Genomic DNA, 16,058 nt, shown 5'->3' on the forward strand with positions numbered 1-16,058 from the left:
TCTTGGAATATACGAATCTATATGTCTGCCAAGGGCGCAGGGCCCCTGGCTGTCACTTAACGTTTAATACTTCAAGCTCGTTTCTAGTTTCTTAACGGCTTGCCTTTTACAAGCATGTGCTGCATGCGCTGCTGTGTTTTAGGTTCTTTGATTAAGCTTAAGAAAGCTTCTCTTTCAAGGTCTAATAGATATTCCTCGTCGACTTCGGTACCATATGGTACTTTACCGCCGGCAATGACGTAGGCAACTTTCTTGGCAATTTTTAAATCATGCTCAGAGATGTAGCCGGAAAGCTTCATCGCTTCAGCACCAAGTAAAAGTGTTGCATAGCCTGTTTCACCTACAACCGGAACCTTTTTCTTCACGCGTGCTTTATATCCTTTTTCGTGTAAAGCAAGTACAGCTTGCTTTGCATCATATAATAAGTGGTCACCGTTTACACTGATTCCGTCAGCTTTGCTTAAGAAATTATTCTCGCGCGCTTCTTCAGCAGAAGTGGAAACCTTTGCAGTAGCAATTGATTCGAATACCTTATTGGCAACCTGCTGGAGGTCGAATTGAACTCCGTTTGGCATGTTTTCTAAGTGTTTGATGTAAAGCTCTTTGTTTCCACCACCGCCAGGCAATAGTCCGACTCCGACTTCGACAAGACCCATATAGGTTTCAGCAGAAGCTTGGATATGTGCAGATGGCAAGCAAACCTCAGCCCCGCCGCCAAGTGTCATGCCAAATGGCGCAGCGACAACCGGTTTGGCGCTGTATTTTACTTTTAATAATGCTTTGTGAAGCTGACGAACTACCATGTCAAGCTCCCAATAGTTGTCATCCTGCGCTTCCATCAGCATCATTGCCAGGTTAGCACCTACGCAGAAGTTCTTGCCCTGGTTACCAATAACAAGACCCTTGTAGTTTTTCTCCACTTCATCAACAGCAAAGTTGATCATTTGAATCGTGTCCATGCCGAGTGCATTGTTTGGAGAATGGAACTCTAAGAGTGCTACTCCATCACCGATATCGATTAGGCTTGCGCCGCTGTTTTTCTTAATAACGCCTTTTTGTTTCTTAATTTTCTTAAGATCAATCACCTTTGGATTGAACTCAACAAGCTTGTATTCACCTTTATCGTAGTAGTAAAGCTCGTTATTTTCTTCTTTATAGAAGGAAGTGAAGCCTTTTTCGAGCATTTCGGTGACCCACGAAGGGACTTCCATGCCTTGTTCCTTCATCTTCGCAACTGATTTTTCAACACCGATGGCATCCCATGCTTCGAACGGTCCGTGCTCCCAGCCGAAGCCCCATTTCATGGCACGGTCGATGGAAACGATATTGTCTGCGATTTCCCCTAAAAGCTTAGCGGAATAAACTAAGTTTTGGGAGTTGGTATTCCATAAAAATTGTCCGGCACGGTCATTTGCGTAAACAAGCGCTTTCAATTTGTTGCCGGTGCCCTTTTCCTGCTTAGCAAGCTCCATGGATGGAGTAGACAGCTTTTTGCGCGGACCGTATTCAAGTGTATGTGGATCTAATTCAAGAATTTCTTTACCTTGTTTCTTGAAGAAACCTTGACCAGACTTGCTTCCTAACCAGCCGTTTTCAATCATTTGCTTAAGGAAAGCAGGTACTTCAAAAACTTCCTTCTCATGGCCTTCGACTTTTTCGTACACGTTCCCAGCAACGTGATAGAAAGTGTCTAGTCCAACTACATCAAGAGTTCGGAAGGTAGCACTTTTTGCACGGCCAATTAGTGGACCAGTGAGGGAATCAACTTCACCGACACTATAACCGCCCTTTAACATTTCGCGGACAGTGACGAGCAGGCCGTAAGTTCCGATGCGGTTGGCGATAAAGTTTGGTGTATCCTTCGCTACAACGACACCTTTACCTAAGACATCCTCGCCAAATGTTTTCATGAATGAAAGCACTTCTGCATCAGTATATTGTGTAGGGATGATCTCTAATAATTTCAGGTAGCGCGGCGGGTTGAAAAAGTGTGTTCCAAGGAAGTGCTTTTGGAAATCCTCTGAACGGCCTTCCACCATCGCTTCAACAGAGATACCAGAAGTATTGGAGCTAATAATGCTGCCTGGTTTGCGGTATTGGTCAACTTTTTCAAAAACTTGCTTCTTAACATTGAGGTTTTCAACGACTACTTCGATCACCCAGTCAACATCTTTCAGTTTCTCAAGGTCATCTTCAAGATTACCTGCTTCGATTAGCGCGATATTCTTCTTGGCTGAAAGTGGTGCTGGCTTTTGCTTAAGTAATTTTTGAATGTTTGTGGCTGCGATGCGGTTGCGTACCTGTTTATCTTCTAATGTAAGTCCTTTGGCTGCTTCTTCTTTTGTCAATTCACGTGGCACGATATCCAATAATAGTGTTGGAATGCCGATATTTGCTAGATGTGCCGCAATACCTGAACCCATAACTCCGGATCCTAAAACGGCTGCTTTTTTGATTAATTGGTTCAACATTGTCTCCCCCTTCAAACTTTGAATGAATACTCATTCATTTTTTGGGTAAAAAAATTTCAAACACCTGAATGAGTTTTACTACTAATTACTATAAGATATTTCAAAAAATTGTGCAATCGGTAAACGTGGAAAATTGAAATTTTTTTGAATAATGATTCTTCTTCTCACTACGATATATATTTTTGGGGCTGGGCAACCTATATTTTGAGGTGATAAACAATGGCGAAAATGAAGAAAAATCCGTCTAAGGCAGGCGTCAGCGCAGCGAGTGTGCAAGGAAATGCCGGACCGGGCCGTGAAGCAAGCGGAGTGGACAAGCAAAACAGCCAGAATAGTCAATTTAAACGATAATTGTTAGAAAAAAGGTGCTCCTGGATTCAGTTTGGAGCACCTTTTTTGGTGGAAATTCGCATTCCGAGTTGTCTATCGGCGAATTTTTCGATTCTATCGGCGAATTCTGAACTTCTATCGGCGAATTTTAAGTTTCTATCAGCGAATCCGGCAATTCTATCGGCGAATCGAAAAATTACTTCTGCGTAGACTGCCTATGCTGTTCATTTAAGACCTTAATTTCATTAATAATTTCCTTCATTTCCGCGCGCGCTTCCGGATAAAGCGCACTCCAGTGGCCGATTAACGCTGGCATCGACTTGGCGATATGCGAGTACAGCGCCCAAGCCTTTACTTTTTCTTTTGTCTCTCCATCAGTTTCCCCAACCAACAGCTCACTATATTTCTCAAGCAAGGCCTCGAACTGCTGAGCAAAATCCTTCTCCATCTTCCTGGCACCTTCCATTCTTGACATTTAGACTGCACGGGCAGGTTTTGCAGCGTTTGCTGCTCCCTTCAAGCTGGTATGTAAAGCAGCACGTTTTTCTAATGCGTACCTCTTCTGCCTGCTCATCCAAATAAATTTTTTCAACGTAATATTTTTGCAGTGGGTTCAGCTTATAGCGGCCAAATAAAGACCCTTCTGCTTCAAAAATTAAGAACGAAAAATCCTCTACTGCATTTTTATGTTCTTTTAATTGTGATTCGTACAGCCAAAATATATAAACAGCAATATTTTCCCACAGAATCAATTTCGAAATACCAAATGTTTTTTCAAACAGTGTTATTAGCGGGTAAATATTTTTTGCAAAAAGCTCTTTGACCACACCTTTCCGCCATTGAGAACGTGCTTCCCTGGTATCCCAATCTTCAGCTGTAAAATCCTTGAGTGAGAAAGCCGGAAGCCAGTTACTCTCTTCTGAAGCGGCCTCCATTTTAACAGCCTCAAACGAAACATTGATTTTTTTATTCCAGGCGGTCATCGCATAAAGCGAAATTACCGCTAAAAAGGCATACCTTTTGATAAAAATCGAGGCAGCTATTTTTTCCGAGGGAGCACCAATCGCATCAGAAAGGTCCGCCATAAAATTTTTTAAGAAGGCTTCATCAAGTAAATGAGCTGCTTCAAAGGAATCTTCCAAAGCAGCTTTGAGCCTGTATTTACTTAGTACAGCAATTTCTTCATCTGTTAGCAGTTTAACCATTGGCAGCCGCCGCCTTATCTAATATACATCTTCCCTTGCCATATGGAATGCATAATGGAGTTCCAAACAGCGGGTCCATTGTTACCTCGCAGTCCATATCAAATACGTCTTTCACCAGGCTGCAGTTGATCACAAGCTCCGGCTTTCCCTGGGCGTAGACGTTTTGATTCTTGATGGCGACAATATTATGGGCATAACGGCAGGCAAGATTTAGGTCGTGTAGCACCATGACCACCGTCCGTTTTTTCTTCTCATTTAATTCAAAAAGCAAATCAAGAATCTCGATTTGGTGGGTCATGTCCAGGTAGGTCGTCGGCTCATCAAGTAAAATAATTTCTGTATCCTGAGCCAGGGTCATGGCAATCCAAGCCCGTTGCCTTTGGCCGCCGGAAAGGGAATCCACAGGTCTGTCCTTTAAATCCTCTAGCCGTGTTGCTTTAAGGGCATCTTTTACCTTTTTCTCATCCTCTTCCGACCACTGCCGCAGCCAAGTTTGGTGTGGATAGCGTCCCTGCTTAACAAGCTGCAGGACAGTTAAGCCTTCAGGTGCAGTCGGTGACTGTGGCAAAATCGCCATTTTTTTTGCAATCTCCTTTGTCGATAGCTTGGAGATTGCTTTACCATCAAGAAGAACAGAGCCGCTTTTCGGCTTTAAAAGACGGGCAATTGAACGAAGCAGAGTCGATTTTCCGCATCCATTTGCACCTATAAAGACAGTAATTTCACCCTTAGGAATTTTTAAATCTAATTCCTTTATGATGAGAGTTTCTCCGTAGGATATGGACAACTCCTTTGTTTCAATCGAACTTGTCATATAAAGCCAGCTCCTTCAGCAAGATTTAGATATTTCTAGTTTTAAAAAGTAAGTAAATAAAGTAAGGGGCACCGATTCCTGCTGTAAATACTCCTGCAGGCACCTCCAACGGTGAAAACATCGTCCGGCCGATCAGGTCTGCCAGCATCACAAGGATTCCGCCAAGCAATGCTGAAACCGGCAGCAACGCACCAAAGGACGACCCGACAAGCCTGCGCGCCATATGCGGTGCCATTAGCCCGACAAAGCCAATGCCGCCGGCAAATGCCACGGAACCGCTGATTAATGCCGTACTAATCATTAATAATAGAAAGCGGTGCTTCTGTACCTTTTCACCCAAGCCAGTCGCTACGTCATCTCCAAGCTCTTGGATATTTAGCGTCCGCGCTGCCACAAAGGCAATAATCAAGAAAATCACTGCCCACGGGGCAAGAATGGCGACGTTTTTCCAATTGGAGCCATAGACGGTTCCGGTAATCCAAATATTCGCCTGACTCGCCTGATAAATGGGCCCCATCACCATCAAAAGGGTTGTTAATGCCTGCATAAGGGTGGAAATTCCGATTCCAATTAACACAAGCCTAATCGGTGAAACTCCATTTTTCCAAGCAAGGAAATAAACTAAAAATGCTACAACCCCAGCGCCAATAAAAGCGGCTAGCGGGAGCCAAGCAATGCTGACGGTCAGCGAGTGGTTTTTGTCGCTAAATATCGCTAAAAAGCCGACAACAGCAACCGCCGCCCCGCCGGTAATTCCCAACACATCAGGAGATGCCAGCGGATTGCGGATCATCCCTTGCAAAATACCGCCAGCTGTTGCTAAACACAGGCCAACAATGAGGGCGACAATAATGCGGGGCAGGCGGAAGGAGGTGATGACCAGCGTCTCCATATCCGGCCCGGAGCCAAATAAAACCTTTAAGACTGTCAGAGGATTAATTTTCATTTCCCCGGATCCCGTACTCAGGACAAAAACCGCAAACGTGATGATCAGCAGGACAGTAAAAGTAATTCCAGCTTTTCGGTCCATTAAAACGGAGAATCTGCCATTAAACAGACGAAAATTTTTATATTTGCTCATCGTGCATTGAACCCCTTTCTTGCAATGTAAATGAAGAACGGAGTTCCAATAATGGCAGTCATCACACCGACAGGAACCTCTGACGGCATTAACAAATATCGTGCAGCAATATCAGCTGCCAATAATAATATAGCCCCTAAAACCCCGGCCATCGGGATAACCCAGCGATGGTCAATTCCGACAATCGACCTGGTGATATGAGGCACGAAGATTCCCACAAAGCAAATCGGTCCGGCCACAGCCACGGATCCACCTGCAAGTAGAATGACAAGCACCCCAATGCCGATTTTAATGAACCCGGTATTTAACCCAAGCCCTTTCGCTACGTCTTCCCCCATAGCAAGGATATTCATTTTTCCAGAAATCAGGAGGGAGCCAAGCCAGCCTGCTCCTATGTATGGCAAGACTGAAACAAGCGTTTCTAGCTTTCGGCCGGAGACCGAGCCAGCGAGCCAAAACAGCACCTGATCCAAGAGGGCTTCGTTCAAAACGAGCAAACCTTGCGTAAAAGACGAGAACATAGCCGCCATGGCCGCACCCGCTAATGTGAGTTTCATTGGTGTTAAACCGCCGCGACCTACGGAGCCAATGACATAAACGCTGATGGCCGCGACCGCTGCTCCAAGGAAGGCTAATGCATTAAATCCTTGTGTACTATCAATAGAAAATAAGGTAATCGCGACTACTACAGCGAACCCTGCCCCCGCATTAATCCCAAAGATCCCGGGTGATGCCAACGGATTTTTCGTTAAGGTTTGCATTAACACCCCGGCAATAGCGAGACTTGCGCCGACTACGGAAGCAATCAATGCCCGCGGCAGCCGGACCGTTTGAATGATGATATGCTCATTTGAGCCATTATTGTTTGTAAAAGCGTCAATCGCCATTTGCAAATTCGTGTCTGTATATCCGAAGATGACACTCGCACACATAAGTAACAGCATTAGAATAATAGCCGCAAATAAGCCGGCCCATTTTAAGGAGGAACTTTTTAAAAGCATGTTGAAAAACCTTTCTCTCTTTATCTTTAGTCAAATCCTCTCACTACTTTAGTCTATCGCTAATTGATAATGATTGTCAATTAAATTGATAACCGTTTTCAATTATGATGCTGCCAGCCTTCATGAAATTGTCATTGATTTTGAAAATCATTTTCAATAAAACTGTTGACAGCTGAACGGCAGGCACATTATGATTAGGTTATAAATGAAAATGATTATCATTCACAATTAGATAAGGAGGATACATACCTAGATGAAAGCATTAAAATCATTTCTAACCCTCTTTTCCGTCATGGCTGTTTTCTTATTGGCGGCTTGCGGCGGCGGGAATACAGAAAAATCAACAGAGAAGAAGGAAAATGGAACTACAACCGAAAAATCTTATACAGTTGAACATGCGATGGGCTCTGCCACAATTAAGGGCACACCTAAACGCGTGGTGGTTTTGACAAACGAAGGAACTGAAGCATTATTAGCTTTAGGCATTAAACCAGTCGGCGCTGTTCAATCCTGGCTGGGCGACCCATGGTATGATCATATTAAAAATGACATGAATGGCGTAGAAGTTGTCGGAACTGAAAGCGAAGTTAATGTGGAAAAAATCGTTGCACTGAAACCGGACTTAATTATCGGTACCAAGATGCGTCAGGAAGCAGTATACAATCAACTTAGTGCGATTGCCCCAACCGTTTTTTCCGAAACGCTGCGGGGTGATTGGAAGGAAAACTTTAAATTATATGCTAAAGCTGTCAATCAAGAAGAAAAAGGCAACAAAGTGTTAAGTGATTTCGATAATAAAGTTGCATCATTAAAGGAAAAACTCGGTGACAAAGTAAATCAGGAGGTTTCAGTCGTCCGCTTTATGGCTGGAAAATCCCGAATCTATTATACAGATTCCTTCTCTGGGGTGATTTTTAAAGAGTTAGGATTTAAGCGTGCTGCCCAGCAGGCTGAGCTATTTACACCTTCTAATAAACTTGGAAATCTGGCAGTTGAGGTTGGCAAAGAGGTCATCCCGAAAATGGACGCGGACGTTCTTTTCTACTTCACTTACGCTCCTAACGGCGACCAGACTGCTTTAAATACCGCTAAGGAATGGACAACGGACCCGCTTTGGAAAAACTTAAATGTTGTTAAAAACAGCAATGCCCATGAGGTCAGCGATGCTGTTTGGAACACTGCCGGCGGGGTTATTGCGGCCAACTTGATGCTAGATGATCTTGAAAAAATCATGCTTAAGAAATAGTTTTTAAAAAAACTTCCCATATACAATTCACATTGAAAGAGCAGGGCTTGCCATGGCCCTGCTCTTTCTCCTTTGTGGACATATTTGGAGAGTTTATCCCCCAAATTGGGGCAGATTTCCGCCGAAATATAGGAGTTATCCGCCGAATCTTGCCGGATATCCGCCAAGTTCAAGGAGTTATCCGCCGACTTCCAAATGTTATCCGCCAAACCCAGTACAGACAGAAAAAAAGAGCGAAACAAAGTCGCTCTTTTTCAAACCAATTATGCCGTTGTCGAAAACATATACTTTTTATAATGATACCTAATGGAAAAAATCAATCCCAGCCCCAGCATATTCCCCATCAACGCACTTCCCCCGTAGCTGATGAACGGGAGCGGAATACCTGTGATCGGCAGGACGCCGATGGTCATGCCAATGTTTTGGAAGACGTGGAAGGTAATCATGCTGATGACACCAACACAAATGTAGGTATAAAAATGATTCTTTGTTTCCATTCCAACCTTTGTAATATGGTAAATTAGCAAAAAGAATAAACTAATCAGCACGCTTGCGCCAATAAAGCCGAATTCCTCGCCGACAACACTGAAAATAAAGTCAGTATGGCTTTCCGGCAAATATACTTCCCGGTGGCCATAGCCTTTCCCTCCAGTTTGCCCAGAGCCAATCGCCATTAACGATTTGGTTAGCTGATAACCGGCCGAGCTTTGGAAATTATAAGGGTCGAGCCATGAATAAATCCGGCCGAACTGATACTGTTTGACACCTAGATATTTTTCCAGCAAATCAGGCTTCCATAAAACAAAATAGAGAATGGTTGATGCAAGCACAATTCCGGCTGAGAACATGGGCACAAGCAGTTTCCATGAAATGCCCGAGATAAAGATCATCCCTAATAAAATGGCCAAAAATACGAGCGAGGTTCCTAAGTCAGGCTGCTGCATCACCAAGAGCAACGGCACCATTGTCACAAGACCAAGCTTCACCAGCAGCCAAAAGTCAGTCTGCAGCGTTTTAACTTGATTTTTTTGATGATGGTCATCAATCACCCGCGCCAGTGCCAAAATGATAAAAATCTTTACAAACTCAGAAGGCTGCAAAGATCCCATGCCAGGAACCTTATACCAGCTTTTCGCCCCGTTAATTACAGGAGCAATGCTGGTTGGGGCGACAATTAAAAAGCCGAGCAAAAAGATACCAAAGCCATAAGCGTACCAGGTTAATTTGCGGAGCTGATCGGAATCCAGCGTCATTACCGCCGCGACAATTCCGCCGCCAACCGCATACCAGACAATTTGCTTCAGCAGAAAGTTTTCCTTATATTGACCGCTCGCCTGCGCACTATATATCGACACACAGCTAGCCAAAAACAATAATAAAACTATCAAAACAAGACTGTAATCAATCTTGGAGGTTGTGTTCTTTGAAGTCACGAAGAAGTCCCACCTTAAAAAAAAGACTTGTACATTCCTCCATTATATTTTTAATGAACACAAATCACAACTTTCAAACTGTGTTTGGGTGAATTTACATAATCTAAAAATAAATCCGCTTTAGTTCGTCCGCCATCCAATTCAAATTATTTGGCACCTGCGGAAGACCGTAGCCAATATAGAGCGGCGTCGTTACAAACCTAGGTACAACCTTGGCGTAAATTTTCCCATCAAGATGATGGAAGAAAATATTATAGCTCGTCGCCCTAAAGGGAAAATGATGAAGAATATAATGAGCAGCCATTTGCATATATTCCGAAAAGCGCTCCTGATAGCCAAACTCCGGCATTTCCACATTAAACTCGTAAAAACCAACACGGGGCTTAGTGGAAAGCGTAAAGCGGACCCCATTTTCTTCAGCAATCAAAATGCCCTCAAACATTTCAGGCTCGACTTTTTCTTTATAGTCAAGATCATTCAGTCCAATAATTTGCATATGCGGATGGGCCAGGGTGCCTCCAGATAACGGGCCATGATTTTTGAAAAAAATAACGGACTTAAAGCCTCCGCTTTCTTCCATATCCAGCCAATGCTTCAATCCAAACCTAATCAATCTATGTAAATGCTCTTTTGAATAGGTGGATAGTTCCGCATGACAATCGTCCGTTTCAATTAACACGGTTTGATAGGCATTTTCCAATACGGGATATTTATTTTTCAAGAGAATAATCGGACCATCGACCTCAATCAGGTCGGTAAGCTCTTCTCTGGCGCAAAATGGACAGGCCTGCTCTTTATTACGGTAATTTTCCGGCTTTTTGACCCCAATGGAAGTATTAAAATAAAGATGTTTATTTTCCAACCCGATTCTCCTCTCGAGGATTACTATACTTTTATTTTATGGGAGAATACAGCACCTTTGCACCTATTTTGTCTTTTTGGAGATATTTTGTTTTTCATAACTGTAAAAACACAGATGATTTTCATGAATAAGTAAAAATACGCATATGAATGGAATGTACAGGCTTAGCCAAAAAAATATGAACTGAGAGGGAATATATGTTAACCAAACTTGAAGCACTTATCCTCGGGATTATTCAAGGGCTGACGGAATTTCTGCCGATTTCCAGTACCGGTCATCTTTATTTAGGAAGAAATTTGTTCGGACTGCAGGAAGCGGGCCTATTGCTCGATACGATGCTGCATGTGGGAACATTGCTGGCTGTGTTCGTCTTTTATAAGGATGAATTTATTAAAATCCTCAAGAAACCGTTCAGTAAATTAACGTTTTTGCTTATTGTCGGAACAATTCCAGCGGTGATCTTCGGACTGGCCTTTAAAGATTATATTGATGAAATTTCCAAAACAGGCGTAACGATTGGCTGGGAGTTTTTAATTACAGGTTTATTCCTGTGGCTGGCCGATTCTGCGAAAAACGGCCATAAGAGAATGGACGACATCAGCTATAAGGATGCCTTTATCATCGGCACATTTCAGGCGGTTGCAATTATGCCGGCCATTTCTCGTTCGGGGATGACGATTGTGGCGGCACTTTGGCGTAAGCTGGACCGGGAAACGGCAGCCTATTTTTCCTTCCTGTTGTCAACACCGGCGATTGCCGGAGCAATTGTTCTGCAAACAAAGGATTTGTTTGGCGGCAGTGCGGAGGAAATTTCACTGTCTGCCTTACTCGTCGGAATTGTCTCTTCTGCGTTCTTCGGTTATATAGCGGTCAGATGGATGATTGGCTATTTGAAAAAGCATTCCTTGAAGCCGTTTGCGGTGTACGTTTGGGTGCTGGGATTAATTGTGCTGTTCTTTCAGTTTACGGGAAAATTCTAAAAAACACGGCTCGCATTCCGGTGCGAGCCGAGTTTTTTTATATTGTAACAATTGCTTTCGCCATTTCTCTGGCCGCATCAGCCGCTTTTTCTTTTGCCGCTGCCATGATTTCCGGGATTTGTTTTGGATAATGGTCCAGCCCTTCAGCATAGACGGTGTCCATTAATTCAAAGCCGAGGAATTCAAGGGCCTTTCTTAAATAGCGGTCACCCATTTCAAATTCGACCAATGGGCCGGTTGAATAAATGCCGCCGCGGGTTTGAATATGAAGTGCCTTCCTTCCTGTCAGCAATCCTTTCGGGCCGTTTTCCGTGTTCGTAAAGGTTTTTCCGTGAAGAAACATACAATCCATAAACGATTTTAAAATCGGCGGTGCGCCCAGATTCCAAATTGGCGTCACGAACACATAGTAATCGGCCGCGATAAAACGTTCGGCCAGCGCATGCATTTTTTCAAGCTTCGTCCGCTCGTCTTCAGACAACTGGTCCTTCGTATACCCCATAAAAGAAAGCTTTGCCCGGCCATATAATAAATCCATGTCTATTTCCGGGATATCCATGCTGTAAAGGTGCATATGCTCAATTTCAACATCTGGCTGTATTTTCTTGAATTCCTCGAGAAACACTTCCCCGATCTGTGCCCCTTTTGAAAGCTTTGAATCTACTTTCGGATTGGCGGTTATATATAAAAGCTTGGACATTCAAATCCCTTCCCTTTTTCAAAAATTAATCTCCTTCTATTAATAGTACAACAAACTTCATATGCTCACTATTGAACAAAAGGTGAAGTTTGTGAACGTATTATGAATTCTGATTAAAACCATGAACGATTCGTGACATTTCTAAACAAAACTTAATAAAACCTTACAAAACTTAACAAAAGTCACATTCAGTATGATATGATTTTTTTAAAATATTAGAAAACTAGCAAAAGGAGGGATTGTTATGGAGGAAAAGGCCTATACTCCCGATGAAGTCGCGCAGATTTTTCAAATTTCCAAGCACACCGTTTACGAGCTTATCAAACGCGGAGAGCTTCAGGCCTTCAAGATCGGTAATAAAATGAGAATCGAACATGCGGAACTGGAAAGATATAAAGAAAACATGAAAGCGCCAGCAAAGAAACCGGCTGCAGAACAGGCTTCACCCGTTTACCATCATACAGCACCAATTCGTTTGGCCGGCAGCCACGACTTTCTGGTTGAGCATATTTCCAAACAGGTGGCGAGTGCCCTAAGCCTGCAAATCCAGCCTTCCTATATCGGAAGTTTGGAAGGGTTGATGCTCTTATATCGTGGGCAATCTGATATTGCCGCCATCCATCTATTAGACCCGACATCACAAGAATATAATCTGCCATTTATCCATCAGTTATTTATTTATGAATCGATTTTGGTGATGAGATTGGCCGCCCGTGAGCAGGGCTTCATCGTCGCCAAAGGGAATCCAAAAGGGATACAGGATTTCCACGACCTGACAAGAAAAGACGTGCATTTTATTAACAGGCAAAAAGGGGCAGGAACGCGCTTTTTACTAGATTCTAAACTATCAAGCTATGGAATCGATCCTAGTAAAATTTTTGGCTATGGGAACGAAGAATGGAACCACCTATCTGCCGCCTCCTACATAAGCCGTGGAATTGTCGATGTCGCCTTTGGCATTCAGTCCGCTGCCATTCAGTTAGGGCTTGATTTTATACCGGTTGCAAAGGAAAATTTCGACCTTGTTTTTCGCTTCACAGAAGAGAACAAACAAAGCCTGGCGGAACTCATTCGCTTCCTGCAATCAGCCAGTTTCAAAAACAGCTTAACCAATCTCGAAGGTTATGATGTTTCAGATTTAGGAAAAATCATCTATCAAACAACTACATCGGAGGAACTAATTTTATGAGAAAAAATCGTTTATTGATTACTCTATTTGCTTTGATGCTTTTAATTTTATCAGCGTGCGGCAATTCCGATACGAAAACAAATGCTGCCCCTAAAGAAAAGAAAGCGGCAGAAAAACCAGCTCCAACGGAAATGATTTTAGCAACCACTACTAGTACACAGGACAGCGGCCTGCTTGATGTTATCATTCCAATGTTTGAAAAAGAAAATAACGTAAAAGTGAAAACAATTGCAGTTGGTACTGGACAAGCCCTTGAAATGGGAACAAAAGGTGAAGCAGATGCCCTGTTAGTTCACGCTCCTGCAGCTGAAAAAGCGGTAGTTGACGCTGGCGATGCCATCAACTACAAACGCGTTATGTACAATGATTTTGTTTTAGTAGGGCCGAAGGAAAACCCAGCCGATGTTAGTGGCCAGGACATTAAAGCAGCCTTCAAAAAGATTGCTGATACGAACGGTGTTTTCATTTCACGCGGTGACGACTCTGGTACACACAAAAAAGAACTAAGCATCTGGCAGGCAGATACAATAAAGCCAGAAGGTGAATGGTATGTGTCCACTGGTCAAGGAATGGGACAAACCCTCCAGGTTGCTGCTGAGAAAAAAGGCTATGTATTAACAGACCGTGCCACATGGTTAGCTCAAGAGAAAAACTTAGACACGTTGAAAATCGTCGTTGAAGGCGGCCAAGATTTAATGAACATTTACCATGTCATGCAGGTTAACCCTGAAAAACATAATATGGTCAACAGCAAGGACGGAGAAAAGTTTGTTAAATTCATGGTAGATAAGAAGACTCAAGAAGTCATTGAAAACTTTGGCAAGAAAGAATATGGACAATCTTTATTTATTAGCTATACAGAATAAAATCTTAACTTAGCTGAAGGCCGCTCTTGATTGGACGGCCTTCCCGGCACCAGGAGGTACGTATGGAACTGCTAATCGATGGACTGAAGAAAGCGATAGAGATGATATTTACCGGTAATCCTGAGGTTTTTGCGATTACATGGCTGACTCTAAAAGTTTGTCTGATTGCCATTCTGATTAGCACCCTGATTGGCTTGCCGCTTGGGATCCTGCTTGGGTTGTCACGATTCCGTGGCCGCCGGGTTTTATTATTATTTATCAATATGGGGATGGGCCTGCCCCCTGTTGTTGCCGGTCTTTGGATTACGATGTTTTTATGGCGATCCGGTCCGCTTGGGGAGTGGAGGTTGCTGTACTCGCCGACCGCCATTGTGATGGCCCAGGTACTAGTCTCATTACCGATCGTGACAAGCCTGACAAGTTCTGCCTTCCAGCAAATAAACGAAAAAATGTTACTACAAATTAAGGCCCTTGGCGCTACTAAGCTGCAGACATTAATGATTCTCTTAAAGCAATCGAAAATTGCGATTGTTGCTGCAATTATGGCGGGCTTTGGCCGAGTCATTGCCGAGGTAGGCGCCGCGATGATGGTCGGCGGGAATATCCAGGGAGATACCCGCATCCTAACGACCACCATCGTGATGGAAGTTTCAAAAGGTAACTTCGATATTGCGTTGGCCTTGTCGTTTATCCTGTTATCCCTAGCCCTGTTTATTACAGCGGCATTAACTTTTCTGCAGCAAAGGAGGCGTTTCTCGTGACACCGTTAATTGAATTGAAAAATATCACTTATGATGCGGGGAACCGGAGCATCCTTAACATTCCTGAATTTCAAATTGAAAGCGGCGAATTTCTGGGGATTATGGGCCCGAACGGGGCGGGGAAAAGCACTTTGCTGAAGTTGATTGCTTTTTTGGAGAAGCCTTCTGGTGGTGAAATTCTTTTCCGCGGTGAGGTAATTCCCTCTGGCAGCGCCCCTCTTGAGTTGCGGCGGAAATTTTCGATTGCCCTGCAGCAATCTTTACTTTTAGACGGTACTGTTTTTTATAATGTTGCCATTGGTTTAACGTTAAGAAAGGTTCCTAAAAGCGTTATTAAGGAAAAAGTTACGCGCTGGCTGGAGTTGTTTGGGATTAGCCATTTGGCGAAAAAAAATGCCCTTTATTTATCCGGCGGCGAGGCACAACGAGTGAATTTGGCGCGAGCGATGATTGTCGAGCCGGAAATCCTGTTTCTTGATGAGCCATTTTCAGCATTAGATTTTCCTACGAAAATCAAGCTCATGGAAGATTTCAAGGAGATAGTTTCCACAACCGGGACAACCGCTGTGTTTGTGAGCCACGATTTGATGGAAATTCATTATCTAACAAACCGGCTGGCAATTATCGTTGGCGGAGAAGTAAAGCAATCCGGACCTACCCCTCGGGTCCTTGAACATCCCAATTCTTCCACTCAGTCCTTCTTAAATGAGTGGAAAAAGTTCTATCCGATTGCACGTTAAGTTTTTTGCAGCTTCTCTTTATGGGAGGCTGCGTTTTTTTGTTGTTGGTTCTGTACTGATGAGAAGCGGGAATTTGGATTCGCTAATAGAGGGCCTGAATTCGCTAATAGAATGCTTTGTTTCGCTAATAGAACGTTTAAATTCGCTAATAGAACGTTTAAATTCGCTAATAGACATTTTTAATTCGCCGATTGACCCCTTCAATTCGCCGATAGAATGCTTAGATTCGCCGATAAACCGGTTCAAACCGCCGATTAACGTCTAAAATTCGCCGATTGACTCCTTAGATCCGCAGATAAAACTTATTTTTCCCGAAACCTCTTTCTTGAATTAAACCTTTTACAAACATAAAATAATGAAAGGATGAAAATTAAGGGGG

The 16,058-nt window shown here is 43.3% G+C and carries 16 protein-coding genes; 7 read left to right on the plus strand and 9 right to left on the minus strand.

The window, feature by feature from the left end:
* Nucleotides 1-83: 83 nt before the first annotated feature.
* Nucleotides 84-2,471 (minus strand): 3-hydroxyacyl-CoA dehydrogenase/enoyl-CoA hydratase family protein, encoded by a 2,388-nt coding sequence (locus ACFPA1_RS11285; RefSeq protein WP_378582856.1) that lies wholly within the window; start codon nucleotides 2,469-2,471, stop codon nucleotides 84-86.
* Between the two features lie 219 nt (nucleotides 2,472-2,690).
* Between ACFPA1_RS11285 and ACFPA1_RS11290 the strand changes: the two genes are divergently transcribed.
* Nucleotides 2,691-2,822, plus strand: coding sequence for a YuzL family protein (locus tag ACFPA1_RS11290; protein ID WP_213117818.1), 132 nt, complete (start codon nucleotides 2,691-2,693; stop codon nucleotides 2,820-2,822).
* A 175-nt stretch (nucleotides 2,823-2,997) separates the two neighbouring features.
* On the opposite strand, the gene ACFPA1_RS11295 is transcribed toward ACFPA1_RS11290, so the two are convergent.
* From ACFPA1_RS11295 to ACFPA1_RS11315, 5 genes are read right to left on the minus strand one after another with little or no spacing between them, the layout of a single operon-like run.
* Nucleotides 2,998-3,249, minus strand: coding sequence for a DUF2573 family protein (locus tag ACFPA1_RS11295; RefSeq protein ID WP_378582858.1), 252 nt, complete (start codon nucleotides 3,247-3,249; stop codon nucleotides 2,998-3,000).
* Nucleotides 3,209-4,006: an IucA/IucC family C-terminal-domain containing protein gene (locus ACFPA1_RS11300; protein WP_378582861.1), complete on the minus strand. Its 798-nt coding sequence runs from the start codon at nucleotides 4,004-4,006 to the stop codon at nucleotides 3,209-3,211. The genes ACFPA1_RS11295 and ACFPA1_RS11300 overlap by 41 nt, the downstream gene beginning before the upstream one ends.
* Nucleotides 3,999-4,820: an ABC transporter ATP-binding protein gene (locus ACFPA1_RS11305; protein ID WP_378582863.1), complete on the minus strand. Its 822-nt coding sequence runs from the start codon at nucleotides 4,818-4,820 to the stop codon at nucleotides 3,999-4,001. Before ACFPA1_RS11305 ends, ACFPA1_RS11300 begins: the two co-directional genes overlap by 8 nt.
* Nucleotides 4,821-4,845: 25 nt before the next feature.
* Nucleotides 4,846-5,901 (minus strand): FecCD family ABC transporter permease, encoded by a 1,056-nt coding sequence (locus ACFPA1_RS11310; RefSeq protein ID WP_378582866.1) that lies wholly within the window; start codon nucleotides 5,899-5,901, stop codon nucleotides 4,846-4,848.
* Nucleotides 5,898-6,902, minus strand: a complete 1,005-nt coding sequence (locus tag ACFPA1_RS11315; RefSeq protein ID WP_378582868.1) for a FecCD family ABC transporter permease — start codon at nucleotides 6,900-6,902, stop codon at nucleotides 5,898-5,900. The genes ACFPA1_RS11310 and ACFPA1_RS11315 overlap by 4 nt, the downstream gene beginning before the upstream one ends.
* A gap of 253 nt (nucleotides 6,903-7,155) precedes the next feature.
* On the opposite strand from ACFPA1_RS11315, the gene ACFPA1_RS11320 reads away from it, so the two are divergent.
* A complete protein-coding gene (locus ACFPA1_RS11320; RefSeq protein ID WP_378582870.1) occupies nucleotides 7,156-8,148 on the plus strand; it encodes an ABC transporter substrate-binding protein in 993 nt (330 codons plus the stop codon).
* 263 nt (nucleotides 8,149-8,411) lie between these two features.
* Here the strand turns inward: ACFPA1_RS11320 and rodA are convergent, their stop codons facing one another.
* Complete coding sequence (gene rodA, locus ACFPA1_RS11325; RefSeq protein WP_213144307.1) at nucleotides 8,412-9,581, minus strand: rod shape-determining protein RodA; 1,170 nt, start codon at nucleotides 9,579-9,581, stop codon at nucleotides 8,412-8,414.
* Nucleotides 9,582-9,684: 103 nt separating this feature from the next.
* Complete coding sequence (locus ACFPA1_RS11330; RefSeq protein ID WP_378582874.1) at nucleotides 9,685-10,443, minus strand: DUF4931 domain-containing protein; 759 nt, start codon at nucleotides 10,441-10,443, stop codon at nucleotides 9,685-9,687.
* 197 nt (nucleotides 10,444-10,640) lie between these two features.
* Between ACFPA1_RS11330 and ACFPA1_RS11335 the strand changes: the two genes are divergently transcribed.
* Entirely contained in the window at nucleotides 10,641-11,423 is a 783-nt protein-coding gene (locus tag ACFPA1_RS11335; protein ID WP_213144305.1) for an undecaprenyl-diphosphate phosphatase, read from the plus strand.
* A 37-nt stretch (nucleotides 11,424-11,460) separates the two neighbouring features.
* On the opposite strand, the gene ACFPA1_RS11340 is transcribed toward ACFPA1_RS11335, so the two are convergent.
* A complete protein-coding gene (locus ACFPA1_RS11340; RefSeq protein ID WP_378582877.1) occupies nucleotides 11,461-12,123 on the minus strand; it encodes an FMN-dependent NADH-azoreductase in 663 nt (220 codons plus the stop codon).
* A gap of 244 nt (nucleotides 12,124-12,367) precedes the next feature.
* Here ACFPA1_RS11340 and ACFPA1_RS11345 point away from each other — a divergent pair, with 244 nt between their 5' ends.
* The 4 genes from ACFPA1_RS11345 to ACFPA1_RS11360 all read left to right on the plus strand — a co-directional run bounded on the left by ACFPA1_RS11345 (nucleotide 12,368) and on the right by ACFPA1_RS11360 (nucleotide 15,679).
* The gene (locus ACFPA1_RS11345) at nucleotides 12,368-13,312 is read left to right on the plus strand and encodes a substrate-binding domain-containing protein (RefSeq protein ID WP_378582879.1); all 945 of its coding nucleotides are present in this window, start codon (nucleotides 12,368-12,370) and stop codon (nucleotides 13,310-13,312) included.
* Nucleotides 13,309-14,178: a substrate-binding domain-containing protein gene (locus ACFPA1_RS11350; protein ID WP_378582882.1), complete on the plus strand. Its 870-nt coding sequence runs from the start codon at nucleotides 13,309-13,311 to the stop codon at nucleotides 14,176-14,178. The genes ACFPA1_RS11345 and ACFPA1_RS11350 overlap by 4 nt, the downstream gene beginning before the upstream one ends.
* A 62-nt stretch (nucleotides 14,179-14,240) precedes the next feature.
* Nucleotides 14,241-14,939 carry an ABC transporter permease gene (locus ACFPA1_RS11355; RefSeq protein WP_378582885.1) on the plus strand — a complete coding sequence of 233 codons (699 nt, stop codon included), beginning with the start codon at nucleotides 14,241-14,243 and terminating at the stop codon, nucleotides 14,937-14,939.
* On the plus strand, nucleotides 14,936-15,679 hold the full coding sequence (locus ACFPA1_RS11360) for an ABC transporter ATP-binding protein (RefSeq protein ID WP_378582886.1): 744 nt from the start codon (nucleotides 14,936-14,938) through the stop codon (nucleotides 15,677-15,679). The genes ACFPA1_RS11355 and ACFPA1_RS11360 overlap by 4 nt, the downstream gene beginning before the upstream one ends.
* Nucleotides 15,680-16,058: the final 379 nt, after the last annotated feature.

Source organism: Neobacillus sp. GCM10023253 (genome assembly GCF_042653105.1).
Lineage (GTDB): Bacteria > Bacillota > Bacilli > Bacillales > Cytobacillaceae > Neobacillus > Neobacillus citreus.